The following is a 25,869-nucleotide window of genomic DNA, read 5'->3' on the forward strand; positions in this document are numbered from 1 at the left end:
GGATCACTCCTAGTAAACGGTTACTGAAAACCGTAGGCAGACCATCGACCATCGGTCAAGACAAGTTCCACGAACGCTTGACAGCAAGGCGCTGAACGTTTCATGGTTGCTGCCACCGCGACAGCAACCGTTTACTATCAGGAGGCGCCACATGCATCGCGTCCGCCGCTCCCCCGGCCGCGCGCCCGACCGCGCCGCGTCCTGGTCGGCCCGCCGGGCAGCATCCCGGGCCGCCCGCGAACAGCGCGGGTCGAAAGGCAGTGGAGGGCCCGGGCTAGGAGCGCGGCTGTGGCGGGACCGGGTGATGTTGCTGCTGGTGCTGCCCGGGCTTCTGTTCTTCGTGGTGTTCCACTACGTGCCGCTGCTGGGGAACGTGATCGTCTTCCAGGACTACCAGCCGTACCTCGGGTTCAAGGAGAGCCCGTGGGTCGGCTTCGGCAACTTCGCGGTGTTCGCCGAGCCGGACTTCTACCGGGCCCTGCTCAACACCCTGAAGTTCGCGCTGCTCCAGCTCGTCCTGTTCTTCCCGGCGCCGATCGGGCTGGCGCTGCTGCTGAACAGCATCGTCAGCCCGAAGATCAAGCGGTTCGTGCAGAGCGTCGTGTACCTGCCGCACTTCATCGGCTGGGTGATCCTGATCTCGATCAGTCAGCAGCTGATCGGCGGCACCGGACTGCTCCCGCAACTACTCGGTGAGCTCGGCCTGCCGCGCGTCGACCTGATGACGAGCTCCGGCTTCTTCCCCTGGCTGGTGACGCTGCAGCTGATCTGGAAGGACGCCGGCTGGGGCACGATCATCTACCTCGCCGCCCTGCTGAACATCGACACCGAGCATTACGAGGCCGCGGCGATCGACGGCGCGGACCGCTGGCGGCGGCTGTGGCACGTCACGCTGCCGGGCATCGTGCCGGTCACGTTGCTGCTGCTGATCCTGAACCTGGGCAGCATCCTGTCGGTCGGCTTCGAGCAGATCCTGCTGCAACGCGACGCCGTCGGCGCCGACGCGGCCGAGGTCCTCGACACCTACGTCTACTTCCACGGCGTCCTCGACGGCCAATGGGGCCCGGCGGCAGCCGTCGGCCTGGTCAAGGGCGTCATCGGCCTGGTGCTGATCCTCGGCGCCAACAAACTCGCCCACCGCTTCGGCCACGAAGGGATTTACTCGCGATGAAGAGTTCGCAGCGGCCGCCCTGGATGGAGGCGCCGAGCAAGGCCGGGCTGGCGATCAAGGGGGTGGTGATCGCGGTCGTGTGTCTGCTGGTGCTCTACCCGTTCGTGAACATCGTCGCGACGAGCCTGGCCGGGGAGTCCGAGATCACCCGGCGCGGCGGCATCATCCCGCTGTTCCCGAGCGAGCCGACGCTGGCGGCGTACCGGACGATCTTCGCCGGGGGCGTGGTCAGCCACGCGCTGCTGGTCAGCGCGGGCATCACGATCATCGGTACGGCGCTGAACCTGGTCGTCACGATCGCGCTCGCGTACGGGCTCAGCCGGCCGATCGTCGGCGGGCGGTTCGTGTTGACAGCAGTATTGTTCACAATGCTCTTCGGGGCCGGGATCATCCCGAACTTCCTGCTGGTCAAGGCACTCGGGCTCTACGACTCGTACGCGTCGCTGATCGTCCCGGGCCTGGTCAGTGCCTTCAACTTCCTGGTGCTGCGCAACTTCTTCCAGAACATCCCGGCCGAGCTGCTGGACAGCGCCCGGATCGACGGCGCCGGCGACCTGGCGATCCTGGTCCGGATCGTGCTGCCGCTGTCGAAGGCGGTGCTCGCCGTCGTCGCGCTGTTCTACGCCGTCGGGCACTGGAACGCGTTCTTCAACGCACTGCTCTACCTCAGCGACACCGGCAAGTGGCCGTTGCCGCTCGTGCTGCGGCTCTACGTCCTGCAAGGACAGCCGGTCGGCGGCGCCTCCGAATCGCCCGGCGAGGCGGTCGCGTCGATCCAGGCCGTGCAGATGGCGGTCGTCGTCGTGGCGCTCGTCCCCATCCTCTGCGTCTACCCGTTCCTGCAGCGCTACTTCACCAAGGGCGTACTCACCGGCGCCATCAAAGGTTAGGAGACCGCAATCGTGACCACCCCTCCGCTCAGCCGGCCCTTCAATCGGCCCTTCGACCGGCCCTTCAATCGGCGCAGCTTCCTGCGCAGTGCGGTCGGCGTCGCCGTGATGAGCGCCACCGGCGTCCCGACGCTGGTTGCCTGCAGCAACGGCAGTACGGCGTCCGGCCCCGCCCGCGCCTCCTCGGTGACGTTGCCGACCTATGTCGCCTTCGAGGGCCCGAAGCCGGATCTGCCCGGCACTGCCGACGGCGTACCGCCGGGCTACCTGACGTACCCGAAGGACCTCGTCACCACGGTCAAGACCCCGCCGCTGTCCGGCGGCACGGTGAGCGTGATGACCGACATCTTCGACCCGCTGCCGCCGGCCAAGGACAAGAACGCGGCCTGGCAGGCGGTCGAACAGAAGCTCGGCGGCACGCTCGACCTGACCATCGTCCCGGACAGCGACTGGGCGACGAAGTTCCAGACGGTGCTCGCCGCGAACGAACTGCCGGACCTTGTCCTGTTGTCCGACTCGAGCCTTGTCAACAATCTGCCGGCCTTCTTGTCGGCGAAGTGCACCGACCTGACGCCGTACCTGTCCGGTGACAAGGTCAAGGACTACCCGAACCTCGCGAACATCCCCCAGGTGATCTGGCAGGCCTGCGTGGTCCAGGACAAGATCTACGGGCTGCCGATCCCGCGCAGCATCACCGGCGGCGCGGGCTTCTACAACAAGCGGCTCTTCGACGCGGCCGGTATCGAGTACCCGGCGACCGCCGAGGACTTCCTCGCCGCCTGCAAGGAACTGACCAGGCCGCAGCAGGGTCAATGGGCGATCGTGAACTCCAAGGGCAACACGTTCTTCACGATGATCCAGCAGATGTTCGGCGTCCCGAACGGCTGGAAGGACGACGGCGGCAAGCTCACGCGCAGCTTCGAGACCCCGGAGTACAAGGCGGCCCTCGAGTTCGCCGTCCAGCTCGTCAAGGCCGGTGTCACCGTGCCCGGCTCCGACGGGATCGACGGCACCGCCCGGAAGAACGCGTTCCGCGCCGGCAAGGGCGCACTGGTGTACGACGGCTTCCCGGCGTACTCGGGCTACGTGAAGGACATGGCCCGGCTGGACCCGAAGAACGACCCGCGGGCGTTCGTCCCGATGGCGCCGAAGGGCGGCAAGGCGAACACCTGGTCGGACAACATCCTGTTCGCCTACACGTTGATGAAGAAGGCCGACGAGAAGCGCGCCAAGGAGCTGCTCGCGGTGGCGAACTTCTTCGCCGCGCCGTTCGGCAGCACCGAGAACCTGCTGCTCACGTACGGCGTCGAGGGCGTCGACTTCACCCGCGACGCGAAGGGCAACCCGACGCTGACCAGCAAGGGCGAGGCGGAGCTGACGGTACCGTGGAAGTACATCACCGCCCCGCCGCAGGCGCTCTACAACGCCCAGTTCCCGACCTACGTCGAGCGCGCGCACGAGGACCTGACCAAGCTGATCGGCATGGTGGTCAAGGACCCGACCGCGAGCCTGATCTCGCCGACCAACGACAAGTTCGGCGGCGACATCGGCCAGGCGCTGACCGACGTCCGCAACGACGTGATCGCCGGGCGGAAACCGATCAGCGCGTTCGAGGCCGCGGTGAAGAAGTGGGCCAAGGACGGCGGCGACAAGATCCGCGGCGAGTTCGAGTCGGCGCTGAGCGGCGGTGCGAGCCCGCGATGAGCTGGCTGACCGAGGCGAGGTTCGGGCTGTTCGTGCACTGGGGCATCTACGCGGCCGCCGCGCGGCACGAGTGGGTGAAGTCGTACGAACAGCTCACCGACGACGACTACCAGCCGTACTTCGACCACTTCGAGCCTGATCTGTACGACCCGGTGCGCTGGGCCGACGCCGCGTGGAACACCGGCATGCGGTACCTGGTGATCACCACCAAGCACCACGACGGGTTCTGCCTGTGGGACTCCAAGCTCACCGACTACTCGGCGCCGAACACACCGTGGGGCAAGGATTTGCTCGCGCCGATGGTCGACGCGTTCCGGGCGCGCGGTTTCAAGATCGGGCTGTACCACTCGTTGCTCGACTGGCACCACCCGGAGTTCCCGGTCGACCTGTACCACCCGCAGCGCAAGGACGTCGACTTCATCGACCGGACGGCGGATCGCGACGTCTCGAAGTACGCGGACTACCTGCACGGACAGGTGCGCGAGCTGCTCACGGAGTACGGGCGGATCGACGTGATGTGGTTCGACTTCTCGTACGCCGAGCGCGGGTTCAACGCCAAGGGCCCGGACGAGTGGCGGTCCGCCGAACTGCTCGCGATGGTCCGCGAACTGCAGCCGGGGATCCTTGTCAACAATCGACTGGGGCTCGGCGCGGGCGACTTCACCACGCCCGAGCAGGTGCAGCCGCCGGGCAACGAGGTGGCTGCCGGCAACGGGACGCAGGTGCCGTGGGAGGCGTGCCACACGCTCAACGGCAGCTGGGGGTACCACCGCGACAACCACGACTGGAAGTCGCCGGCGCTGCTGATCCGGATGCTGGTCGACGCGGTCTCGAAGGGCGGCAACATGCTGCTCAACGTGGGCCCGAACGGCCGTGGCGCGTGGGAGCCGCGCGCCCTCGGCGTCCTCGCCGGCATCGGTGACTGGATGGCGCTGCACGAACGGTCCGTCCGCGGCTGCGGTCCGAGCGAGTACGTCCCGCCGGCGGACTGCCGGTACACGCAGAACGGCCGGCGGCTGTACCTGCACGTGTTCGCGTGGCCGATGGGTCATCTCCATCTGCCCGGGCTCGGCGACCGCGTCGAGTACGCGCAGTTCCTGCACGACGCGTCGGAGGTCAAGCGGGTGGACGTCGACCCGTCGGCGCCCGGGCACACGTACCTGACCGGGCTGCCGGACAACACGCTGACGCTCAAGCTGCCGAACCGCGCGCCCGAGGTCGACAGCTGCGTGATCGAACTCTTCCTGCGCGACTGACCTCCCCCGAACGACGAAGGCACCCACCTCGACCCGGTGGGTGCCTTCGTCCTTTTGTCTATTCGCAGGATTGTCTACTGGCCGGATTGTCTACTGGCGGATTGTCGACGGGTCGGTGGGCGGCGGGGTCAGGTGCAGGTCGCTGATCCGGGCGACCGCCTCGGCGTCGACCGGGACGCCCCAGGCCCGGAAGAAGTCGCTCAGGTCGTGGCCGGCGGTCCGGCTGGACAGCACGACGAGGTTGCGCAGGCGAAGTACCTCGTCGGTGTAGTCACTCGCGTACGGGCGCTCGACCCGGACCAACTTGTGCAGGTCCGGCCAGAAGCGATCGCCGAACGCCAGTCGCAGCTGCTCGAACATCACGAGCTTCTCGTAGGGATCGAACGTCGTGCCGTAGTTGACCCCCGGCGTTCGCAGCTTGCCCGGCGCGCTCTGCCACGGGGTCAGCCCGGTCTTCGCGTCCGGTGCGTGCAGCCGCGGCACCTGGCCGTACTTGGTGGCGAAGACCGCGTTGACCGCGAGCGAGTAGATGTTGACCGTCACCTCCGTCAGCGAACTCGGCTTGTAGGTGATCTGCTGATGCTGGTGACCGAGCTCGTGGTAGATGCCCCAGCCGCGGGTCCGCAGGGCCTCCACGGTCAGCATCCGGTCCTGGATCGGCGGCGGGAACGACATGTGCCCGTGCGTCGCGTACGCGCCGACACCGGTGATCGCCGACGGGTACCCGACGAAGTGGTACCGGTGCGCGAGGCGGGCGTGCTCCGGCGCGGACCCGTCGTACCCGCTGGTGGCGTCCTCGATCCCGATGATCTCCTCGTAGGTGGCCAGCAGGTCGGTGTGGTTCTCGGTGCGGTAGGTCAGCGCGGACGGCCGTTCGACGGTGAGCATCGCGTGCTGGCTGACGAGTTCGACGTACGGCGTGGTGCGCTCGTCGAGCTGGCGCTGGAAGTCGGCCTCACCGGTGCGGCCGAGGACGAAGTACGGCATCGGCTGCGCCTCCTCGCCGATGGAGACCTTGGCCTGGCCGGTGTCGCCGATCAGCTTGAGGTAGACGACACCGCCGCCGGCGTCGGTCACGGTGTTGCGGCCGAGCTGGAGCGGGTACTCGCGCGGCGACTTGAACTCCTTGCGCGCGTCGGCGTCGGGTGCGCCGATCACGAGTGTCGGGGCCAGGCTTCCGGCGTGGACGACGACGTTGAGTGCGGTGGCGGCCGGCAGGTAGAAGCCGGTCGAGCGGAGTTCACTGGCGCTGAGCGAGTTCTGCGTACGGTCGAGCTCGGTCGTGCGCGCCGACGGGAGCGCGGGGATGGTGATCGTGCTGGTGCTGGTCTGCGCTCTGGCCACCGCTGGTACGGCGGCCAGCGCCACACCGGCTCCGGCTACTTGAAGGACACGTCGCCTGGTGAGCTGCAGGGGGCGGGCGTGCGGCATCATCGAACAACCTCCTGGTTGAACTTGCCAGCACCCGGCGACCCGGCCGGCCCTGGTGGCCGGCCCCGGTTGCTTGCGGAAACTCAGTCGAAGGACACGCTGTGGGTGGCACCCTTGGTGCCGCCGACCGCGACGTCCAGAACAAGCTGCTTGCCAGCAGCAACTACTGTGACCGCCGGATCCTTCGCGATCACCGCACCGACCTGCCGGTCGATGGTCAGCCGGACGGTCTGCGCGGTCCGGCTCGGATCGGACACCGCGACAGTCGTCGTCCGTCCCTCCCGGCCGATCACCACCGAAGCGGGCCCGTCACAAGCCAGGCCTGCCACTGCGCCGGCGGTCCAGAAGTTCGCCAGGAGCAGGTTCTCGCGGTGGGAGCGGACGGCTTGGACAGTCGTGGTGTTGGCCAGGACCGTCAGGCCGGGATCCGCCGCCACCTCGGCGGTCCGCCGGGCGGTTGCGTTGGGCAACAGCACGTAGGCGTACGAGCCGACGTCCGTCCCGTGCTCCAGGACGAGCTTCGCGTAGCGGCGGGTGTACTGCGTGGTCGAACCAGCCGTGTCGTTGCCGATGTTGATCTCGGACCACGACCCGGTCCGGTCCTCACGTTCCAGCCTCAGACGACCACCGGCCGGGAAGACGTAGCCGGCGACACCGTCCAGGTGCGCCCATTGCGGGGCGTCGTACGTCTGGTCGGTGGCCGGCCGGCCGTTCACCTGCAGCGCGGCCGTCCCGTTCTCGTGGAGATTCCGATTGTCGACAATCGTCTCGACCGGGTAGCCGTCGGTGCCGGCGATCCCCGCGCCGAGCGCCACGACCGAGTCGCCCAGACAGAACCAGGACTTCCTCGCCTGCAAGGTCTTGTCGTGATTGATCAGGTGCATCCCGACCGCACCGGCGACACCCCGGTACGACGCGCCCCCGACCCACTCGGCGAACGCCGCGACCGTTCCGGTCCCACTGCCGGACCCGCCCGGCACGCGAGGTTTCGTGCTGACCGTCGTACCGGGCATCCGCTGCGCGTCGACCGTCGGCCAGTACGCGTCGTTGAACTGCGACTGGTCGCCGTTGTACAGGTACGTCATCCCGTCCCCGACGTACCACCCGCGAAGGTTCTCGCCGTTGCCCCACTCGTACCGGGCCATGCGTTTCGACGACATCGCGATCGCGAACGTCCAGCCCGGGCGGCGATGCACGACACGGTCCTGGTTGTAGAACTGGAAGTGCCGCGGCAGTGCGGGCGCCGGCGCCACGGCGGCGTCGGCGAGCAGCGCCTTCGCCCGGGAGATCTCGGGGATCGACGCACCCGGCAGGTAGTCGTCGAGGCGGTCGCGGGTGATCCATCCCTTGGCCAGCGCCTTGTACCGGGACGCGTACGGCTCGGCGACGCCGCTCGCGAGCAGCAGCACGGTCGACGTCGTGCCATGGCCGTTGCGGTGGTCGCCGGCGCGTTCGCGGGAGATCGCCCGGCCGGACACGCAGTCCATCATCAGACCGTCGACGACGAACGGGGCGAAGCTGGCCTCGACGGCATCGAGCAGGACGGCGCGGTTCGGGTCGGCGATCTCCCAGGTGGAGCCGCCGAGCAGGGCGATCAGGTTCGCGACACCGCCGAGCGCGACGTTGCCGTACGTGCCGACGTACGCGAGGTTGCCGTGCTGGACGAACGAGCCGTCGCGGTAGAACCCGTCGCCGCTGGTGACGTAGGTGAAGACGCTGTTCTTGCCGGATTCGGCGACATCGCTGAGCGCGTCACGGGCCGCGGCGAGCTTGGCGGCCGACTTGCCGACGATGCCGCGGAGCGCCACGATCAGCGCCTTGTCGACACGGTTCGCGCCGGTCTCGCGGAGCGTGGGCGCGTTGGTCCGCCGGTTCGGGTCGGGCACGAACTTGTCGACGGCCGTCAGGTACTTCGTGAGCTGGTCGGCCGACAGCACGTCGTACGCCAGGATGCAGGTGTCCAGCAGGGCGCGCGGCGAGCCGATCTCCCAGAACCACCAGTTCCCGGTCTCTTTGAGCGTCTCGTTGTACGCATTGGCATTCAGGAAGTCGAGCGCCCCGCTGAGCAGCGGACCGGCCTCGCTCAGAGTGGTGCCGGCGGTCGCGCGGGCGAGGGCGATCGTCTTCAGCCGGGTGTAGCTGATGGAGAAGTTGCCGCTGCTCGGGCTGAGCGGCAGGTCCGGCCAGAGCGCGGTCCGGTCGGCCGCGGTGATCATCGTGTCGGCGAACTGCCGCGCCTGGGTGCTCAGGTTCGCGAGCGCGTCGGCGTACGCCGGGTCGGCCGGGTCGATCGCTCCACCGGTGCTCAGCTCGGCCCACCGGGCCCGCAGGACGTCGAACTCGTCCTCGGCGAACGCGCGGGTGGGCAGCCCGAGCGTGCTGAGCGCGCCGGCGGCGAGCCCGGCCCGAAGCAACAGTCGACGACGGATGAAGGGCGGCATCGCGGACTCCTCGGCGGCGGTAGTAAACGCTTACCGCACAGCCTGCCGCGTGCGCACAACAGTCGTCAACAGCTCACTGTGATCACTTCTGATCACTTTTCAGGGCAGCAGGTCGCGGACCACCGCGTCAGCCAGCAACCGCCCTCGGTCGGTCAGCACGAGCCGCTCACCCTCCGCCGGTCGGCCGGTGACGACCGCGAGGCCGGTGGCGACCACCTCAGCCACGGCAGCGCGCCCCGCCTCGTCCAGGACCTCCAGCGGCAGACCGGCCGACAATCGCACCTCGAGCAGCACCCGCTCGATCCGGCGAGTCTCCTCGTCGAGGGTCTCGCGCGCATGAGCCGGGCTCACGCCTGCGGTGATCCGCTCGGCGTACGCGCTCGGATGCTTGACGTTCCACCAGCGCACCCCGCCGGCATGACTGTGCGCGCCCGGTCCGATCCCCCACCATGTGTCGCCGCGCCAGTAGAGCTCGTTGTGGCGGCAGCGCGCCTCCGCACTGCGGGCCCAGTTGGACACCTCGTACCACCGTAGCCCCTCGGCCGACAGCAGCTCGTCGGCCAGCACGTACTTGTCGGCGAGATCGTCGTCGTCCGGCATCGGCAGCTCACCGCGCCGGATCCGCCGCGCGAGCTGCGTGCCGTCCTCGATGATCAACGCATACGCGCTGACGTGGTCCGGCTGCGCCGACAGCGCCGACTCCAGCGAGGCCCGCCAGTCGTCCAGCGACTCACCCGGCGTGCCGTAGATCAGGTCCAGGTTCACGTGTTCGAAGCCGGCCGCGGTCGCTTCCTTCACCGCCTGCAGCGCGCGCCCCGGCGTGTGCTGCCGGTCGAGGATCCGCAGCACGTGCGACGACGCGCTCTGCATGCCGAAGCTCACCCGCGTGAAGCCCGCTTCGAGCAACGCCTCGAGGTACGCGGGATCGACCGACTCCGGATTCGCCTCGGTCGTCACTTCGGCGCCGGGCGCGAGGCCGAACTCGTCCCGGACCGCGGCCAGCATCTTCCCCAGATCCGCCGCGGGCAGCAGGGTCGGCGTACCGCCGCCGAAGAACACCGTGTCGACCGGCCGGTCCAGGTCCCGCAGGACGCGCCGCGCGAGCCTGACCTCGTCGACCGCGGTCTCGGCGTACGACGCCTGCGACCCACCGCCGCCCAGCTCTTTGGCGGTGTAGGTGTTGAAGTCGCAGTACCCGCAGCGCGACGCGCAGAACGGGACGTGCAGGTAGAAGCCGAACGGCCGCTCCGCCGCCTCCCGGACAGCAGCATCCGGCAGCGCCCCGTCCCGGGGCGCAACCTCCCCCTCGGGCAATGTCGACGGCACCCACCCATCGTACGGACCGCGCGCGACGGGTGGTTTCTTGACCTGATCGCCGAGTGGTTGTGGTAGCGGAACGTACCGTGACGGTTACATTCAGCTCATGGACACCGAGGCTCAGCCTGTCGGACGCGCCACGAGGAACGCGGTCGTGGTCGCGATCATGCTCGGAATGCTGCTCGCGGCCCTCGACCAGACGATCGTGGCGACCGCGCTGCCGACCATCGTCAGCGACCTCGGCGGCGCCAACCACCTGTCCTGGGTGGTCACGTCGTACCTGCTCGCCGAGACGATCATGACCGCGCTGATCGGGAAGTTCGGCGACCTGTACGGGCGCAAGCCGATGTTCCTGCTCAGCGTCGTGCTGTTCCTGGCCGGCTCCGCGCTCTGCGGGATGGCCGATTCGATGCTGTGGCTGGTCGGCTCCCGCGCGATCCAGGGCCTCGGCGCCGGCGGGCTGATGGTGACCGCGATGGCGGTGATCGCGGACGTCGTCCCGCTGAGCGAACGCGGCCGGTACCAGGGTGTGATGGGCTCGGTGTTCGGCGTCTCGACCGTCGCGGGACCGCTGCTCGGCGGGCTGTTCGTCGACCACCTGAGCTGGCGGTGGGCGTTCTACGTCAACCTGCCGCTCGGCATCCTCGTGCTGATCGTTGCCTCGATCACCCTTCCGTCGGTGAAGGCCGCGGTCGGGCCGAAGATCGACTACCTGGGCATCCTGTTCATCGGTCTCGCCGCGACCGGGCTGACCCTGGTGACGACCTGGGGCGGGAACGAGTACGCGTGGACGTCGACCGTGATCATCGCGATGGCGGTCGGGTCGGTGATCGCGCTGGCGCTCTTCGTCCTGGCCGAACGCCGCGCAGCGGAGCCGTTGCTGCCGCTGCGACTGTTCCGGTCCGGCGTGTTCACGGTGTGCTCGGTGATGAGCTTCATCATCGGGTTCGCGATGCTCGGCGGGGTCACGTACCTGCCGACGTACCTGCAGTTCGTGCACGGCGCGTCCGCGACGGAGTCCGGGCTGCAGATGCTGCCGCTGGTGGGTGGGTTGCTGATCGCGTCGGTGGCGGTCGGGCAGATCATCAGCAAGACCGGGCGGTACCGGCTGTTCCCGATCATCGGCACCGTGCTGATCGGTGTCGGGCTGTGGCTGCTGTCCCTGATGGACAACTCCACGTCGTACGTCGAGACCGCGGCATTCATGGTCGTCCTGGGTCTGGGGGTCGGGCTGTGCATGCCCGTGCCGACCGTGGTTGTGCAGAGCACCGTCGACTACTCGGATCTCGGGGTGGCGACGTCCGGGGTGAGTTTCCTGCGGACGATGGGCAGCTCGTTCGGGGTCGCGGTGTTCGGCTCGATCTACGCGCATCAACTGCCGGAGAAGCTCGGCGTCGCCGTCCAGACCGCGCAGGTCGATCCGCGGCTCGCTTCCACCGTCGAGGGCGTGCGGTCACTGCCCGACGAGGCCCGGTCGGTGATCACGGCGGCGTACGCCGACTCGCTCCATGTCGTGTTCCTCTGGGCGGTCCCGGTCGCCGGGCTGGGGTTCCTGACCGCGTTGCTGCTGAAGGAGGTCCCGCTGCGTGACACCGCGCGGATGGCGGCCTCGGACGTCGGCGAGAACTTCGCGGCGCCGGCGTCGTTCGACTCCGAACGCGAACTGCAGAAGCTGGCGGCGCTGGTCGTCCAGCACCACAAGCGCAACCCCGCACCCGAGGTACTCGCCGAGTCCGGCCTGCCGCTGAGCGCCGCACAGGCCTGGATGATCATGCGCGTCTTCCGCGGCGGCGCCGAATCCGGCTCCGCCACCCTCGCCGAGATCGCCGGCGACCTCCGGATGCCACCCGGCGCCCTGGAACCCCTGGCCGGCCAACTAGTTGCCGACGGCTACCTCTCCGAGACCCTCGGCCACTACCGCTTCACCACCCTCGGCCTGGAAATGTTCCAGCGCTTCGTCGGCGCCTTCCGCAGCTGGATGCTCGACCGCCTCACCGACTGGGACCCCGACAACTCCGAAGCCTTCTCCCACGCCGTAGACCGAATCGCCGAACAAATGATCGACCAGGGCCAATCCCTCACCACCGGCAAACACGCCGCCGCCCTCACGCCCGTGACTTGAGCATCACCGCACGTCGTTGGGGCTCCGGGGCACGGTGTAGTAGGGGCTTCCTTCGGGCCGGGGCGCGCTGAGGTTCAGGCCGGTAGTTCGGTTCGGGCCGCGGAGTTCGAGGCGGTTGGACTCGATCGAGTAGGTCAGGGGCGTACGGAGGTTCTCGAGGACAGCTTGTTCCAGGTCGGCGGCGGCTCGGGCTTCGGGGTAGGTGGGGGTGACAGTGAGTTCGGTGAAGGTGAGGGTCGGGTCGTCGCGGGTGACGGTCGCGGTGAACGGGCTGCTACCGGTTGAACCGGTCGCTTCGGTGCCGTCGATGGTGAGGGTCGCGGGGGCGGCGAGTGGGAAGTGTTCCAAGGCGTCACCGCGGACTACCGACTCGACGGTCCAGGTGGTGCCATCCAGCGGTAGATCGGATTCGGCGAAGCGCCGGTCCAGCAGGACGAGCGTCGCACGGCCGTCGATCAGCGTGAAGGTGTCGCCGTCGACGGTCCACAGCGGCTCGTGGAGCAGGAATCCGAAGAACCAGTCGTCCTGAGCCTCGAACTCGGGACCGCATCCCATTTGGGTCTGGATCGCGCGCTCGAAGCGCAGTACGCCGTCGTCGAGCATGATCCCCCCGCTCAACTCGTTGCATCCGGCCCGTGCGATCAGTACGCCATCCTTGCGGATCCGCACCTTGATCCGCGTACCCGGCAGCAGCGCCCGCTCCACACCGTTTTCCTGCACCGACACCGACAGGTACGTCTTCCCGAGCGGCGACCCTTCCCCACCGATCAACGGCCCGTACACCAACGTCACGTCGCTCCCCCTTCGACTGCCCATGGTATGAGCCGCCCGCGCGGACTGTCATGCTCGGCGGGTGGCTGTGGATGTCGTGGCTGCGATGGCGGGCAGCTTTCTCGGCGGGTTGCCGGAGGAGCTGACCGGGCGGTTGCTCGCGTCGGGTCGGCGGGCCGATTACCCCGCGGGTAGCACGCTGTACCGGGAGGGCGCGGCTCCACAGGCAGTGCTCGTCGTTCGTGGGTTGCTGCGGGTGTACATGTCGTCGCCCGAGGGCCGCCAGGTGACGGTGCGGTACGCGCGCGTCAGCGACGTGCTCGGCATCGCGGTACTCGTCGGCGGGCCGGCGAATGTCGGCGTACAGACGCTGGCGGGTTCAACTCTGTTTCGGATCGACGCCGGTCTACTGACGGCCGCTGCGCGTACGGACAGCCGGGTCGGGTGGGCCTTGGCGGAGGAGCTGAGCCGTCGCCTGTACGAGAACCTGCGGCAGACGGCGGTGAACGCGTTCGGCACGGTCCGGCAGCGAGTCGCGGCCCACCTTCTCGACCTGGCATCCACACAGCAGAGCCCACGTGGCGAACTCGTCGCGCAGGTGTCCCAGCAGGAACTCGCGGACGCCGTCGGCTCGGTCCGTGAAGTGGTGGCCCGGGTACTGCGGGAGTTCCGGCAGGCCGGCCTGGTCGCGACCGCGGCCGACACCGTGCACATCCTCGACCCGACCGGGCTCCACGACCAGACGTGGAATCCGGAGTGACCACGGCAACTTCCGCGGACGACAAAAGTCACAGACCGGCGGCACCGCCGGGCGAAGACTGATCTCCTCGCCCCGAATCCGTCGGGGCCCGAAGGGAGTTCAGATGTCCACGAAAGCGATCAGATTGCCCGCCGGCACCGAAGATCCGGTCCGCGCCGTGTCGGTCATCAGCACCGGCAGCGTCGAGATCCATCCCGAACACGCCCACGGCACGAAGAAGCCGTTGTACTGGTGGCTGCTCACCTCCCGCCGGTGGCTGCCGCCCCGACCGATCAACGTGTACGTCGTCGAGCACGCCGACGGGCTGGTGCTGTTCGACACCGGACAGGACCGCGCCTCGGTGACCGACCCGTCGTACTTTCCTCGCGGATTCACCGGCATCGTGTACGACCGGCTCGCCAAGTTCCACATCGGTGCGGACGAGACCCTCGACGCGCAACTGGGCACGCTCGGGTACTCCGTGGACGACGTCGACAAGGCGGTCATCTCCCACCTGCACCAGGACCACATCGGCGGTATCCCGCAGCTGAGCGGCGACCTCCTGATCACACCGGCCGAATGGGCCGAGCTCTCGGGGTTCTCCCCCGAGGCGCGCGGCTTCCTTCGCGCGCATATCGACGTACCCGGCCGGCGCTGGAAGCACGTCACATTCACACCGACCGACGATCCCGGTCTGGCGCCGTTCACCGAGATGTACGACGTGATGGGCGACGGGTCGATCGTGCTGCTGCCGACGCCCGGGCACACCCCCGGCTCGATGTCGATGCTCGTCCGGCGCCGCGACCTGCCACCGCTGCTGATGGTCGGCGACCTCACCTACGAAGCCGGCCTGCTCGAACGCCGCCAACTCCCGGGCGTCGGAGACCGCGGCGAACTCGGACGAACCACCGACAAGGTCCTCGCCCTCGCGGAACACCTACCAGGCCTGGTCATCCTCCCCGCCCACGACCCGACAGCAACCCAACGCCTGATCAACAGCTCCCGCCGCGCCTGACCCTCACCGCCACTGAAGCCAGTCCTCGAGTGCGGCGAGGTCCTCGTCCGTGACTCCGCAGTGCGGCTGCACCCGCCGGAGGAAGGCTGCGCCGTGGTACTGCTGCGGACCCACTCACGATCCGCGTCGGTGATCTCGTCGTCGAGCCAGGCGAACGGACGGCCTCCTGCCCACTCCATCAGACCGCGTGTCTTCCAGTGCAGGCCGAACCAACGGTCCTCCGCCTCGTGCTCGCTGTCCGACTCCCAGGTCACCACCGGAAGTCGGCGTGCGGGTTCGCCGCCGTGCGGCAGGAGGGTCCCATCGACATCGAGGAAGAGGATCGGGCCGCCATCCGGTGTCATCGCGGTCAGGATGTCAGCTGGGTGGGTTCAGTGGCGCGCGTATGCTCGCGGCCATGTGGAGGGATGGGGTCGAGTATCCGGGGCGTGGGCTGGCGGTTGGGCGGGATGTGGACGGAGTGCCGTTCTTCTCGTACTGGTTGACCGGGCGGTCTGCTGCGTCGCAAGCTCGGGAGCTTGTGGTGCGGGATCGCGAGATCGTTGTGCGGGACACCTCCGGCGGGCCGGCTGACGATCTTCGGCATTACACGGCGGCGATCCGCGGGGACGACTGGGTCATCGTCGGGAACGGGACCCAGGTTGCCGAGCTCGCGGCGCTTCGTGGGGAGGAGCCGGATCTGCAACGTGCGATGCGCGGACTCACCTACGAGCCTGACCCGCCGATCCGCACGCCACGCATCACCGCCGGCGCGACTGTCACGTCCGCCGGGCTGACGGATGTGGTGATCGGGGCCGCTCGGCCGTACGACGGGGCGCCGGAGTTCACCGAGCATCCGTCGTTGTACGTCGCGCGTGTCGCGCCAGGCAGCGCGCTCACGACGACGACGTACGGCGGTAGCGCGGAAAACGTGATCATCAACGGGCGGCCCGAAATGACGGCGATCCCCCTGCGCTGGGGCGAGGTCACCGACAGTCTCTGGCAATCCCTACAGCCGTCTCTTCGCGTCGCCGCGGTCACCGTCCCCCTGGACCGCTCCGACTTCACCGGCGCTGTCCTGCGATCCCGGCTAGACGAGAGTGGTGCCTGATGCGAGTACCGGTGCACTCAGCTGATGGGGCTGCTGCCGGAGCGAAGCCGGAACAATGAGAGGTCGTATCCACTGCCTGTCACACTGCTTCTCAGCTCGTTTCCTTCGGCAGTTCTGAAGGTCAACTCGGTCAAGTCGATGCCCGAGAGGAACGCGCCCTCGACCGGGTACGCATCGCCATGCTTCTTGATCTGTGTCGACAACTGCTTTGCCAGGTACTGCGCCAGACTGACCTGCTGACCTGTACCAGCACCACCGAGCTTGACCTTGAGCTGGCCCGCCAAGTCGGGGAACTTCTTAGCCACCTTGATGGCAAGTTGGTACGTCGTAATCCAGGCTCGCCCGTAGTGATGGCCATCGGCGTTGACCACCGGCACTTCGGACAGGACGGCCCGTACCTTCGCTTCGACATCGTTGTCGATCCACGCACTCATCCCCGCAGGCTGTCGCAGCCGCGTCGCTTGGTCAATGGCGCAATCGCTCCGGACCGCGCGACAGAACCACAACATGACGGGCGGGGTTCGCCGCGGCGGCAGCGATCCCATTCACCCGAATTACCCGACCAGGGCGCCCGGCTACTCGTACATCTTGTCCAGTACGTCGGCGTACTGGGTTTCGACGTGTTTGCGCTTGAGTTTGAGGCTCGGGGTCATTTCGCCGGATTCCACCGTGAGGTCGCGGTCGAGGATGGTGAACTTCTTGATGGTTTCCCAGCGGTTCAGGCCGGCGTTGAGTTCTTCGACGTAGCCCTCGACCATGGCGTGGGCGGCGTCCGAGGTGACGATCTCGGCGTAGGACTTGCCGCCGAGGCCGTTCGCCGCGGCCCAGCCCTCGATCGCGTCGGGGTCGAGGGTGACGAGCGCGGAGACGAAGTTGCGCAGGTTGCCGTGGACGATGAACTGGCTGGCGTACGGGCAGATCGTCTTGAAGCGGCCTTCGATCGCCTGCGGCGCCACGTACTTGCCGCCGGACGTCTTGAACAGGTCCTTCTTCCGGTCGGTGATGAAGAGGAACTCGTCCTCGAAGTGCCCGATGTCGCCGGTGTGGAACCAGCCGTCGGCGTCGATCACCTCGGCGGTCTGCTCCGGCTGGTTGTGGTACCCGCTCATCACGCCGTCGCCCTTGATCAGGATCTCCCCGTCCTCGGCGATCTTGAACTGCGTGCCGGGGAACGCCGGACCGACGCTGCCGAGCCGGTACTGCGTGGGCCGGTTCAGCGTCGACCCCGCCGACGTCTCCGACAGCCCGTACCCCTCGAGGATCAGCAGACCGGCCGCGTGGAACCACTCGGCCAGCGTCTTGTCGAGCGCCGCCGAACCGGACACGAAGAACCGGACCCGCCCGCCGAACCGGGCGCGGATCTTCGACAGCACGAGCTTGTCGGCCGCCGCGAACTGGGCGGCCAGCACGCCGCTCGGCTCCTTGCCGGACTGGCGGACCGCGGAAACCTTCGCGCCGACCCCGAAGGCCCAGTCGAACATCTTGGCCTTGACGCCGCCCTCGGACTGGATCATCGTCACGATCCGCGCGTGCGCCTTCTCGAAGATCCGCGGCGCCGCCGCCATGAAGGTCGGCTGGACGACAGCAGCATTGTCGACAATCTTGTCGATCCGCCCGTCGACCGCGGTGGCGAACCCGATCTGGAACTGGACGGCGAGCAGCACCTGGCCGAACACGTGCGACAGCGGCAGCCACAGGAACTGCAGGTCGTCCGGCGACAGCACCCGCATGCCCTCGACCGCGGCGCCCTCGTACGTCCACACCGAGTGCGGCAGCCGGACACCCTTCGGGCGTCCTGTCGTGCCGGATGTGTAGATCAACGTGCACAACGTCTCCGGCGTAATGCCGGCAATCCGATCGTCGACAATCGACGGGTGATCGGCGAGGTACGAGTCCCCCAGCATGTCGAGCTGGCCGAGCCCGATCACCCAGTCGCCGTCACTCTCGAGCGGCGTGCCGTCGAGCAGCACGACCTTGCGCAGCGACGGCGTCTCGGCGCGGTGCTCGCGCAGCTTGTCGACCTGCGACGCGTCCTCGGCGAACACCACCTGGACGTCGGCGTCGGCGACGATGAACGCCACGTCGGCCGAGATCGTCGACGGGTAGATCGTGGTGGTCGCGGCCGCGGCCAGGACGGCGGCCAGGTAGCACTCGATCCATTCGATCCGGGTGCTCGACGCGATCGCGACCCGCTGCTCGGGCTCTACGCCGAGCGCGATCAGTCCGGCGGCGCGCCGGCGCGTCAGCGCCTCGGTCTCCCGCCAGGTCACCGACGTCCACTGCTCCCCACGCGGGAACCGGAACGCCTCCCGCTCGGGCGTCGCCGACACCCGGTCCAGGAACATCTGGGCCATGGTGCCCTTGCGGTTGCTGAGGAGTGCGAGCTGTCCGGAATCGGCAACAGGCTTCATGAACTGGCCTCCATCGGGGGTCAAGTAACCGGAGGGTAATCGGTTAGGGCGGTGCCTGACCATGGCACTCGCTTGCCCACCTGCACCTTCTCCATTACGTTTCCGCAACATGCGCATACGGTCGGTGGCTCTTGTCTCACTATCCGTTCTTCTCCTCACTCTGGGCGCTCCAGCCCGCGCGGTGACCCCGCCGTCGGAGTTCGGCTCGGACTACGACGACCCGCGGACGCCGGCGCCGAAGGTGGCCGTGCCGGACACCAGGCACTGCGAGGTGCAGATCGTCCGGAACCAGTTCCGCAACTTCGACCCGTACCGGGCGACCTACACGCCCCCGGCCGACTGCCAGGGCCCGTGGTCGAAGGTCGTGGTGCGGATGCACGGCGCGGTGAAGGGCGTCCAGTACGACCGCCTCGGCCACATCACGATCGGCGGCGTCGGCGTCTTCCGTACGTCGACCCCGGAGCCGAGCACGGACGGGATCGCCTGGGACGTGGAGAAGGACGTCACGTCGTACATCCCGCTGCTGCGGACGCCGCAACCCGTCGTCATGGAGCTCGGCAACGTCGTCGACGACACGTACACCGGCGTCCTCGACATCACCGTGACGCTCGACTTCTACACGACCGACCGCCACACCCCGCCGGCCCGGACCGCCAACGCCGTCCTCCCCCTGAAGGACCAGATCCGCGAGGACTCCGACCTGATCGGTACGGCGACGTTGCCGCGCAACACGACGCGCCTGCTCGGCGAGGTCTACGTGACCGGATCGGGCGGCGGCTGCGAGGAGTTCTGGGACACGTCCGCGCCCGCGTCGACCGGGTACTCGTGCCCCGACGGATCGCCGTACCGCGAGGTCGACGTGAGCATCGACGGCAAGCTCGCCGGGATCGCGCTGCCGTACCCGTACATCTACACCGGCGGCTGGTCCAACCCGTACGAGTGGCGCCCCTCCCCCGCGCCCCGCGCGTTCGACATCAAGCCGCTGACCTACGACCTGACCCCGTTCGCCGGCGTGCTCACCGACGGCAAGCCGCACGAGTTCCGCGTCCACGTCGACGGCGTACCGGCCGGCCAGTCCGGCTGGTTCACGGTCCCGAACCTCCACGTGTGGACGGACCCGCACCGCGCACAGACCACCGGCAGCCTCACCTCGTACGCCGTCGGCCCGCTGGCGAAGACCGACGACGTCACCGGCGCCCCCAACCAGGCCGGCTCCGTCGACACCACCGCGTCCCGCACCCTGTCGATCAGCGGGTACGTCGACACCTCGGCCGGCCGCGTGCGGACGAGCGTGAACCGCACGCTCAGCAACGTCTCCAAGCACACGTGGGACGCGGGTGAGTCCCGCGACGCCCTCGATGCGACCTGGCGGGACACCGCGACCACGATCAGCAACGGCCGCGTCGAGCGGACCGAGCTCGACTACGGCAAGAACGGCGTCCTCACCTTCTTGCCCAACGCAACGATCCCCGGCGGGTACGACGTGGTCACGGACCTGAGGATCCACGACACGATCCGCACCCCGGCGCGGACCAGCACCGAGACGTACGACGGCCGCGCGTCCTGGATCTACGGCGTACCGCGGGACCAGCGGCACGCGACCGGGACCCAGACCGTGCGCTACCGGGCGATCGGCCAAAACGGCTGCTTCGACCACACCCTGACCGCGGTGAACGGCGTCTACACGAAGGACTTCTACCGCTGCTGAGCGAGGCAGTTGCGGACGAGCTGCGCGTCCGGATGGTCGAGCGCGTCCAGGATCTCGAGGGCCGCGGCGTAGCTGGCGACCGCGCCGTCGCCGCGGCCCGCGCGATCCTGGACGCGGGCCATCGCCATCAGGCAGTCCGCCGTGTCGAGCCGCCGGCCCAGCCCGCGCAGTACGTCGACCGCGACCGTGTACAGCGCGATCGCCTCGTCGAACCGCCCGAGCCCGGCGAGCGCATAGCCGCTGGTGTCGCTGGCGACGGCGCGGCCGAACTCCGAATCCACCTCGGCATACAGCTTCAGGGACTGCTGCGCGTAGTCGAGCCCGGCCTGGTACTCGCCGAGCTCGGAGTGGTACCAGCCGAGGTTGTTGAGGGCGTTGGCCCGCGCGTCGACATGACCGGTGCGCTCGTAGATCCGCAGCGCCCGCTGGGTGTGCTCGATCGCCCGCCGATGGTCCCCGATCCGCGTGTACACCCGCCCCAGCCCGAGAGCACCGTGCGCGACACCGGCCTCGTCGTCGAGCTCCTCCGCGATCCCGAGCGCGAGCTCGTGCTGCCGGATCGCCTCGTCCCACTCGCGCATCGCCATGTGCCCGCGGGCGAGATCGCGCCGCGTGTGCGCCTGTTTGCGGAGATCGCCCAGCCGCACGGCCGCCTCGAGCGCCAACTGTTGCGCCTGCGGGTACCCGGACCGGCCCCGGAAGTCGAGGTAGTCCGCGATCGTCCAGACACAAAGCCACAGCAGTACGTCGGCACGCCCGGCCGCGGCGCGCAGGACCGCGAGATTGTTCGGCTGCTCGGAATCGAACCAGGCGAACGCCTCGTCGCGGGTCGTCGGCGCGACCACCTCGACATCCGCTGGCAGGTCCGGCAACTCGACCCGGACCCGGCTCGGCGCGAGCAGCACCGCGGCCGCGAACCCGGTATGGACGAGGTAGGTCAGCAGCCGCCCGAAGGCCTCCTTCGCCTCGCTCGGCACGCACAGCTCCTGGCCGTAGACGCGCAACAGGTCGTGCAGCACCCAGCGATCCGGCTCGATCTCGATCAGCTGGTGGTTCGCGACCAGCTCCGCGATCATCCGCCGCGCCTCCCGGATCGGTACGCCGGCCAGCGCGGCCGCCGCTCCGGGCGTGATCTCGGTGCCGGGATGCTGCGTGACGAGGCGGAACATCCGGGCCAGCTCCGGCCGCAGCTGCCGGTACGACCACGAGAAGATCGTCCGTACGCCGACCCCGTCCGCGGTCGACAACGCGTCCAGGGGACCCTCGCCGAGCGCACTGACGAAGGACGCCAGCGTCCGTCGCGGCCGCAGCGCGATCTGCGCCGCGAGCAGCGACAACGCCAGCGGCAGACCGGCGCACCGCTCGACCAGCGCGTCGACACTCTCCGGGTCCGACGCGAACCGCCGCGCACCGATCCTTGCCGCTAGCAATTGCTTGGACTGGGCCTGGTCGAACACGTCCAGCCGGATGGGCTCGGCTTGCTCGGTCGCGACCAGACCGGCCAGCTCGTTGCGGCTGGTGACGACGGTCTGGCAGCGGGATCCGGCCGTCGCGAGCGGACGGACCTGATCGCCGGACCGGGCGTTGTCGAGGACAACCAGGACCGCTCGCTCGGCCAGCAGGCTGCGGTACAGCGCGACCTGCTCCTCGGCGTTCGGCGGCAGCCGATCGGGTGCGGTGCCGAGCGCGACCAGGAAGCGGGACAGCACCGCCTGCGGGTCGGCCGGCTCCGCGACGGGCGAGAAGCCGAGCAGGTCGGCGTACAACACGCCGTCGGGGAAACGGTCCGCGACCTGGCGCGCCCAGTGCACGGCGAGCGAGGTCTTGCCGACGCCCGCCGGGCCGATGACCAGGCCGAGGCTCGCGGTCGGAAGCAGCTCGTCCAGTCGCCGGAGATCGTCCGTGCGGCCGGTGAACGCGGGGATGGACGCGGGCAACTGCCGCGGCACGACGCTGGATCCGGTCGCGTTGTCGGTCGCGCTGAGCAGTTCGGCGTGCAGGTCCCTGAGCTCGGGACCGGGGTCGGCGCCGAGGAGATCGCGGAGCCGCTCGGCCACATCGCCGTACGTCGCCAGAGCGAGCGCGGTCCGGCCGGAGGCCTGGTGGGCGCGGATCAGCTGCGCCCAGAAGCGTTCGCGGGTCGGGTGGCGCTCGGCGAGCTCGGTCAGCTCGGGGACGAGGTCCGCGGACTCGCCGGCCGCCAGCCGTGCCTCGAAGTACAGCTCCTGGGCCTGGAGGTGCTCCTCGTCGAGGCGCGGGATCAGCTCGCGGGCGACGGTGCCGGTGTCGAGGCCCGCGAGCGGCTCGCCACGCCACAGCGCGAGGGCGGCCGTGAGCGGCTCGATGCGGTCGGCCGGATCGGTGATCGCGGCGGCGTTGCGGACCAGCGCCCGGAATACCTCGACGTCGACCTGCGCGGGTTCGACGTGGAGGGAGTAGCCGCCGGCGCCCGTGCGGACCATCGACCGGCCGGCGTCGCCGAGGATGGCGCGCAGCCGGGAGACATAGACCTGCAGCGCCGAGCGTGGGTTGCTCGGCAGCTCGTCCTCGTCCCACAGCAGGTCGACGAGCTCGTCGACGGGAACCGTGCGGTTGGCCCGCAGTACGAGCGCGGCCAGCAACACCGCGCCGCGGCGCGACGGCAACGGTACGACGTCGCCGCCGGAAGTCCTGACCTCGACCGGCCCCAGCACCCGGAACTCCAGCTTGGCCACCTCCCTCGCCAGAGCGTTCAATCCTAGGGCCCGCCCAGGGTCAGCGTGCGGCGAGCAGCTCCGCGATCTGGACCGCGTTCAGCGCGGCGCCCTTGCGCAGGTTGTCGTTGGAGACGAACAGGACGAGACCGCGGTTGCCCGGCACCGACTGGTCCTGGCGGATGCGGCCGACGTACGACGGGTCCTGGCCGGCCGCGAGCAGCGGGGTCGGAAGGTCCGTGACGGCGACACCCGGCGCGCTGCCCAGGATCTCGGTCGCGCGCTCCGGCGTGATCGGCTCGGCGAACTCGGCGTGGATGCTGAGCGAGTGACCGGTGAAGACCGGCACGCGGACGCAGGTGCCGGCGACCGGCAGGTCCGGGAGGTGCAGGATCTTCCGGCTCTCGTTGCGGAGCTTCTGCTCCTCGTCGGTCTCACCGGTGCCGTCGGCAACGATCGAGCCGGCCAGCGGGAGCACGTTGAAGGCGATCGGACCGGCGTACACCTTGGGCTCGGGCAGCGCGATGCCGTCGGCGCCGCGGGCGAGCCGGCCGCCGGCGGCCACCAGGTCGCGGGCCTGGTCCTCGAGCTCGCTCACGCCGACGCCGCCGGAGCCGGAGACGGCCTGGTAGGTCGCGACGACGAGGCGGGTCAGGCCGGCTTCACGGTGCAGCGGGGCGAGCACCGGCATCGCGGCCATGGTCGTGCAGTTCGGGTTCGCGACGATGCCCTTCGGGATCGTGGCGAGATCCTCGGGGTTCACCTCGGAGACGACCAGCGGCACGTCCGAGTCCATCCGCCAGCCGGACGAGTTGTCCACGACGACGGCGCCCGCGGCGGCCACCTTCGGCGCGAGCTCCTTCGACGCCGTCTTCCCGTTCGAGAACAGCGCCAGCTCGAGCCCGGAGAAGTCCGCCGTCGCCGAGTCCTCGACGACGACCTCCCGATCCCCGAACGGCAGCTTCGTCCCCGCCGACCGCGCCGACGCGAAGAACCGCACCTCGTCCACCGGGAAGTCGCGCTCGACCAGCAACTCCCGCATCACGCCGCCGACCTGACCCGTCGCACCGAAAAGACCTACTCGCATGCGCCCGACAGTAGTTGGTCGGCGGCACCGATGCCTGCGGGTTTCACGCAGCGGACCCCAGACACTCACCAACCGGCCCGCTTCCGGCGGCCGCACGCTCAGCCGGGGCCGGCCGCGCTGGGTTGGTGAGTGCTGGAGGTCCGGCCGGCGGCGGCTCAGGCGTCCGCGACCAGCGTGCCGCCGTTGGCGACGTCGGTGGTCTCGATCTCGGTGAAGACGATGCGGACCGATTCGCGCTTGGCGCCGAGGATGGCGATGGCGGAGTCGGTGACCGCGGCGACGAACTCGCGGCGCTGGTCGAGGGTGCGGCCGGAGAGGAGTTCGACGGTGATGTTCGGCATGAGGCGGTTCTCCTAAGGGGCTAGTTCCGTGTCGTGGGACAGTGTTTCAGATTCAGGACAGGGCCGCGGCCCGGCGGGCGGCGACCTCGTCGGTCTCGGCGGGGTCGGTGTTCAGCGAGCCGACCAGCTCGTCGACCTCGGTCCGGTTCTCCGGCAGCAGCAGCCCGAGCCCGCCGTACACCACCAGAGAAGTTGCCAACGGCAACGCGACGACCAGTGTCGTGTCGGTGGAGCCGACGCCGTACTTCACGATCGCCCAGGCGACCAGCCCGATCGCCCACGAGGCCAGCGCGGCACGGGATCCGCTGCGCCGGAACCAGGGCAGCAGGCCGAGCATCAACGGGATCGCGATCGGTCCCATCGTCGCGGCGACCAGGTCGACCACGATCTTCAGCACCACGCCCTCGCCGTTCGTCGCGATCGCGATCAGCATGCTGACCGTGACGAACGTGAACGTGACGATCCGCGCCATCTTCAGCGTCGCGGCATCGGTCAGCCGGCGCACCCGCGGCACGAGCACGGGCGCCAGGTCACGCGTGATCACGGACGAGATCGCGTTCGCGTCCGAGGCCACCATCGCCATCGTGTGCGAGAAGAACCCGGCCAGCACCAGCCCGATCAGCCCGGTCGGCAGGAGCAGTTGCGCGAGTGCGACGTACGACTGCTCGGGTTTGCCCGGCTGCACCAGCAGCGGCGCCGCACACATCGGGATGAACAGGATCAGCGGCCAGACCAGCCACAGCGCCGAGGAGAGCAGGGCGGATTTCTTCGCCGCGGACCCGGACGGCGCGGCCATGTACCGCTGCGCCAGGTTCCACATGCCGCCGTTGTACTCGAAGGTCTTGATGAACAGGAACGCGATCAAGAAGATCGGCGTATACGGCCCGTTCAGCGCGTCGCCGTGCCCGGCCGGCAGCTGGTCCCACATCGTCCACACCGTCGGTACGCCGTCCAGGTGCGCGAGCACGCCGATGAACATCGCGACGCCGGCCCCGAACTGGATCACGAACTGCCCGAAGTCGGTGAGTACGTCGGCCCACAGCCCGCCGAGCGTGGCGTACAGCATCGTCACCACACCGGTCAGCAGGATCCCCCACCGGATCGGAACGCCGGTGAATCCGTTCAGCAGCACGGCGATCGCGACCCACTTCGACGCGATGTCGACGACCTTCAGCGCCGCACCGGAATACGCGAGGGCCTGCTGTGTCGGCAGGTTGTAGCGGCGCGCGAGGTACTCCAACGGCGAGACGACCCCGTGTTTCGCGCGCAGCCGGTTCCACCGTGCCGCGAACAGGAACGCGCCGATGCCGACACCGACGCCGATCGTCATCGCCCACCAGACGTAGACGGTGATGCCGTACGTGTAGGCGACGGCCGCGAACGCGACGAACATCACCGCGCTGTAGCCGGACATGTGATGCGAGATGCCGGACAGCCACCAGGGGATCCGGCCTCCGGTCGTGAAGTAGTCCACGACCGTCTTGATCTTGGTGCGTGACCAGACCCCGATCAGCACCATCAGCACGAAGTAGCCGACCAGGACAGACCAGTCCACAGCGGTCATCACAGATCCTCCCAGGGGCGATGGGCGAGTGACTGGAAGGTTCCATTCACCAGAACCCGGTGTCAAGAGACGGAACCTGGAACATTTGCCGGCCTTGTTCCAGCGCTCTGCGACGATT

At 68.9% G+C, this 25,869-nt stretch carries 19 protein-coding genes; 9 read left to right on the plus strand and 10 right to left on the minus strand.

Annotation, left to right across the window (positions count from 1 at the left end; all coding sequences use genetic code 11):
* The first annotated feature begins 151 nt into the window (after positions 1 to 151).
* The 4 genes from ABZW60_RS39515 to ABZW60_RS39530 are packed head-to-tail and all read left to right on the plus strand — an operon-like array spanning position 152 to position 5,021.
* The gene (locus tag ABZW60_RS39515) at positions 152 to 1,171 is read left to right on the plus strand and encodes an ABC transporter permease subunit (protein ID WP_355485792.1); all 1,020 of its coding nucleotides are present in this window, start codon (positions 152 to 154) and stop codon (positions 1,169 to 1,171) included.
* Positions 1,168 to 2,061 (plus strand): carbohydrate ABC transporter permease, encoded by an 894-nt coding sequence (locus tag ABZW60_RS39520; RefSeq protein ID WP_355485793.1) that lies wholly within the window; start codon positions 1,168 to 1,170, stop codon positions 2,059 to 2,061. Before ABZW60_RS39515 ends, ABZW60_RS39520 begins: the two co-directional genes overlap by 4 nt.
* 12 nt (positions 2,062 to 2,073) lie before the next feature.
* Complete coding sequence (locus ABZW60_RS39525; RefSeq protein WP_355485794.1) at positions 2,074 to 3,765, plus strand: extracellular solute-binding protein; 1,692 nt, start codon at positions 2,074 to 2,076, stop codon at positions 3,763 to 3,765.
* Positions 3,762 to 5,021 carry an alpha-L-fucosidase gene (locus ABZW60_RS39530; protein ID WP_355485795.1) on the plus strand — a complete coding sequence of 420 codons (1,260 nt, stop codon included), beginning with the start codon at positions 3,762 to 3,764 and terminating at the stop codon, positions 5,019 to 5,021. The genes ABZW60_RS39525 and ABZW60_RS39530 overlap by 4 nt, the downstream gene beginning before the upstream one ends.
* Before the next feature lie 90 nt (positions 5,022 to 5,111).
* Here the strand turns inward: ABZW60_RS39530 and ABZW60_RS39535 are convergent, their stop codons facing one another.
* The 3 genes from ABZW60_RS39535 to hemW form a co-directional block, all read right to left on the minus strand.
* On the minus strand, positions 5,112 to 6,455 hold the full coding sequence (locus tag ABZW60_RS39535) for a M60 family metallopeptidase (RefSeq protein ID WP_355485796.1): 1,344 nt from the start codon (positions 6,453 to 6,455) through the stop codon (positions 5,112 to 5,114).
* A gap of 80 nt (positions 6,456 to 6,535) precedes the next feature.
* Positions 6,536 to 8,893, minus strand: a complete 2,358-nt coding sequence (locus ABZW60_RS39540) for a polysaccharide lyase 8 family protein (RefSeq protein WP_355485797.1) — start codon at positions 8,891 to 8,893, stop codon at positions 6,536 to 6,538.
* Between the two features lie 99 nt (positions 8,894 to 8,992).
* Positions 8,993 to 10,219 (minus strand): radical SAM family heme chaperone HemW, encoded by a 1,227-nt coding sequence (gene hemW, locus ABZW60_RS39545; RefSeq protein ID WP_355485798.1) that lies wholly within the window; start codon positions 10,217 to 10,219, stop codon positions 8,993 to 8,995.
* A gap of 97 nt (positions 10,220 to 10,316) precedes the next feature.
* Here hemW and ABZW60_RS39550 point away from each other — a divergent pair, with 97 nt between their 5' ends.
* A complete protein-coding gene (locus tag ABZW60_RS39550) occupies positions 10,317 to 12,332 on the plus strand; it encodes an MDR family MFS transporter (protein ID WP_355485799.1) in 2,016 nt (671 codons plus the stop codon).
* 3 nt (positions 12,333 to 12,335) lie between these two features.
* Here the strand turns inward: ABZW60_RS39550 and ABZW60_RS39555 are convergent, their stop codons facing one another.
* Positions 12,336 to 13,124, minus strand: coding sequence for an META domain-containing protein (locus ABZW60_RS39555; RefSeq protein ID WP_355485800.1), 789 nt, complete (start codon positions 13,122 to 13,124; stop codon positions 12,336 to 12,338).
* Positions 13,125 to 13,185: 61 nt separating this feature from the next.
* On the opposite strand from ABZW60_RS39555, the gene ABZW60_RS39560 reads away from it, so the two are divergent.
* The 3 genes from ABZW60_RS39560 (at position 13,186) to ABZW60_RS39570 (ending at position 15,947) form a co-directional block, all read left to right on the plus strand.
* Entirely contained in the window at positions 13,186 to 13,863 is a 678-nt protein-coding gene (locus tag ABZW60_RS39560; protein WP_355485801.1) for a Crp/Fnr family transcriptional regulator, read from the plus strand.
* 103 nt (positions 13,864 to 13,966) lie between these two features.
* Positions 13,967 to 14,857, plus strand: coding sequence for an MBL fold metallo-hydrolase (locus tag ABZW60_RS39565; protein WP_355485802.1), 891 nt, complete (start codon positions 13,967 to 13,969; stop codon positions 14,855 to 14,857).
* A 397-nt stretch (positions 14,858 to 15,254) separates the two neighbouring features.
* Positions 15,255 to 15,947: an IMP cyclohydrolase gene (locus tag ABZW60_RS39570; protein WP_355485803.1), complete on the plus strand. Its 693-nt coding sequence runs from the start codon at positions 15,255 to 15,257 to the stop codon at positions 15,945 to 15,947.
* Positions 15,948 to 15,964: 17 nt separating this feature from the next.
* On the opposite strand, the gene ABZW60_RS39575 is transcribed toward ABZW60_RS39570, so the two are convergent.
* The gene (locus tag ABZW60_RS39575) at positions 15,965 to 16,381 is read right to left on the minus strand and encodes a hypothetical protein (protein ID WP_355485804.1); all 417 of its coding nucleotides are present in this window, start codon (positions 16,379 to 16,381) and stop codon (positions 15,965 to 15,967) included.
* A 141-nt stretch (positions 16,382 to 16,522) separates the two neighbouring features.
* Complete coding sequence (locus ABZW60_RS39580; RefSeq protein WP_355485805.1) at positions 16,523 to 18,358, minus strand: AMP-dependent synthetase/ligase; 1,836 nt, start codon at positions 18,356 to 18,358, stop codon at positions 16,523 to 16,525.
* Positions 18,359 to 18,539: 181 nt separating this feature from the next.
* Here ABZW60_RS39580 and ABZW60_RS39585 point away from each other — a divergent pair, with 181 nt between their 5' ends.
* Positions 18,540 to 20,066: a peptide-N4-asparagine amidase gene (locus tag ABZW60_RS39585; protein WP_355485806.1), complete on the plus strand. Its 1,527-nt coding sequence runs from the start codon at positions 18,540 to 18,542 to the stop codon at positions 20,064 to 20,066.
* Here the strand turns inward: ABZW60_RS39585 and ABZW60_RS39590 are convergent.
* From ABZW60_RS39590 to ABZW60_RS39605, 4 genes are all read right to left on the minus strand, one after another.
* On the minus strand, positions 20,054 to 22,780 hold the full coding sequence (locus ABZW60_RS39590) for a BTAD domain-containing putative transcriptional regulator (protein WP_355485807.1): 2,727 nt from the start codon (positions 22,778 to 22,780) through the stop codon (positions 20,054 to 20,056). The two genes, ABZW60_RS39585 and ABZW60_RS39590, sit on opposite strands and share 13 nt — an antisense overlap.
* A 40-nt stretch (positions 22,781 to 22,820) precedes the next feature.
* On the minus strand, positions 22,821 to 23,846 hold the full coding sequence (locus tag ABZW60_RS39595; protein ID WP_355485808.1) for an aspartate-semialdehyde dehydrogenase: 1,026 nt from the start codon (positions 23,844 to 23,846) through the stop codon (positions 22,821 to 22,823).
* Between the two features lie 155 nt (positions 23,847 to 24,001).
* Entirely contained in the window at positions 24,002 to 24,187 is a 186-nt protein-coding gene (locus tag ABZW60_RS39600) for a tautomerase family protein (RefSeq protein WP_355485809.1), read from the minus strand.
* A 52-nt stretch (positions 24,188 to 24,239) separates the two neighbouring features.
* Positions 24,240 to 25,751: a sodium:solute symporter family protein gene (locus tag ABZW60_RS39605; RefSeq protein ID WP_355485810.1), complete on the minus strand. Its 1,512-nt coding sequence runs from the start codon at positions 25,749 to 25,751 to the stop codon at positions 24,240 to 24,242.
* Positions 25,752 to 25,869 lie beyond the last annotated feature (118 nt).

The organism is Kribbella sp. NPDC003557, from assembly GCF_040610805.1.
Classification (GTDB): Bacteria; Actinomycetota; Actinomycetes; order Propionibacteriales; family Kribbellaceae; genus Kribbella.

Excerpts from the sequence above, each read along its gene's own strand:
- ABZW60_RS39515 (WP_355485792.1), top strand. The coding sequence starts at position 152 with ATGCATCGCGTCCGCCGCTCCCCCGGCCGCGCGCCCGACCGCGCCGCG.
- ABZW60_RS39520 (WP_355485793.1), top strand. The coding sequence starts at position 1,168 with ATGAAGAGTTCGCAGCGGCCGCCCTGGATGGAGGCGCCGAGCAAGGCC.
- ABZW60_RS39530 (WP_355485795.1), top strand. The coding sequence starts at position 3,762 with ATGAGCTGGCTGACCGAGGCGAGGTTCGGGCTGTTCGTGCACTGGGGC.
- ABZW60_RS39535 (WP_355485796.1), bottom strand. The coding sequence starts at position 6,455 with ATGATGCCGCACGCCCGCCCCCTGCAGCTCACCAGGCGACGTGTCCTT.
- ABZW60_RS39540 (WP_355485797.1), bottom strand. The coding sequence starts at position 8,893 with ATGCCGCCCTTCATCCGTCGTCGACTGTTGCTTCGGGCCGGGCTCGCC.
- ABZW60_RS39550 (WP_355485799.1), top strand. The coding sequence starts at position 10,317 with ATGGACACCGAGGCTCAGCCTGTCGGACGCGCCACGAGGAACGCGGTC.
- ABZW60_RS39565 (WP_355485802.1), top strand. The coding sequence starts at position 13,967 with ATGTCCACGAAAGCGATCAGATTGCCCGCCGGCACCGAAGATCCGGTC.
- ABZW60_RS39570 (WP_355485803.1), top strand. The coding sequence starts at position 15,255 with ATGTGGAGGGATGGGGTCGAGTATCCGGGGCGTGGGCTGGCGGTTGGG.
- ABZW60_RS39575 (WP_355485804.1), bottom strand. The coding sequence starts at position 16,381 with ATGAGTGCGTGGATCGACAACGATGTCGAAGCGAAGGTACGGGCCGTC.
- ABZW60_RS39580 (WP_355485805.1), bottom strand. The coding sequence starts at position 18,358 with ATGAAGCCTGTTGCCGATTCCGGACAGCTCGCACTCCTCAGCAACCGC.
- ABZW60_RS39595 (WP_355485808.1), bottom strand. The coding sequence starts at position 23,846 with ATGCGAGTAGGTCTTTTCGGTGCGACGGGTCAGGTCGGCGGCGTGATG.
- ABZW60_RS39600 (WP_355485809.1), bottom strand. The coding sequence starts at position 24,187 with ATGCCGAACATCACCGTCGAACTCCTCTCCGGCCGCACCCTCGACCAG.
- ABZW60_RS39605 (WP_355485810.1), bottom strand. The coding sequence starts at position 25,751 with ATGACCGCTGTGGACTGGTCTGTCCTGGTCGGCTACTTCGTGCTGATG.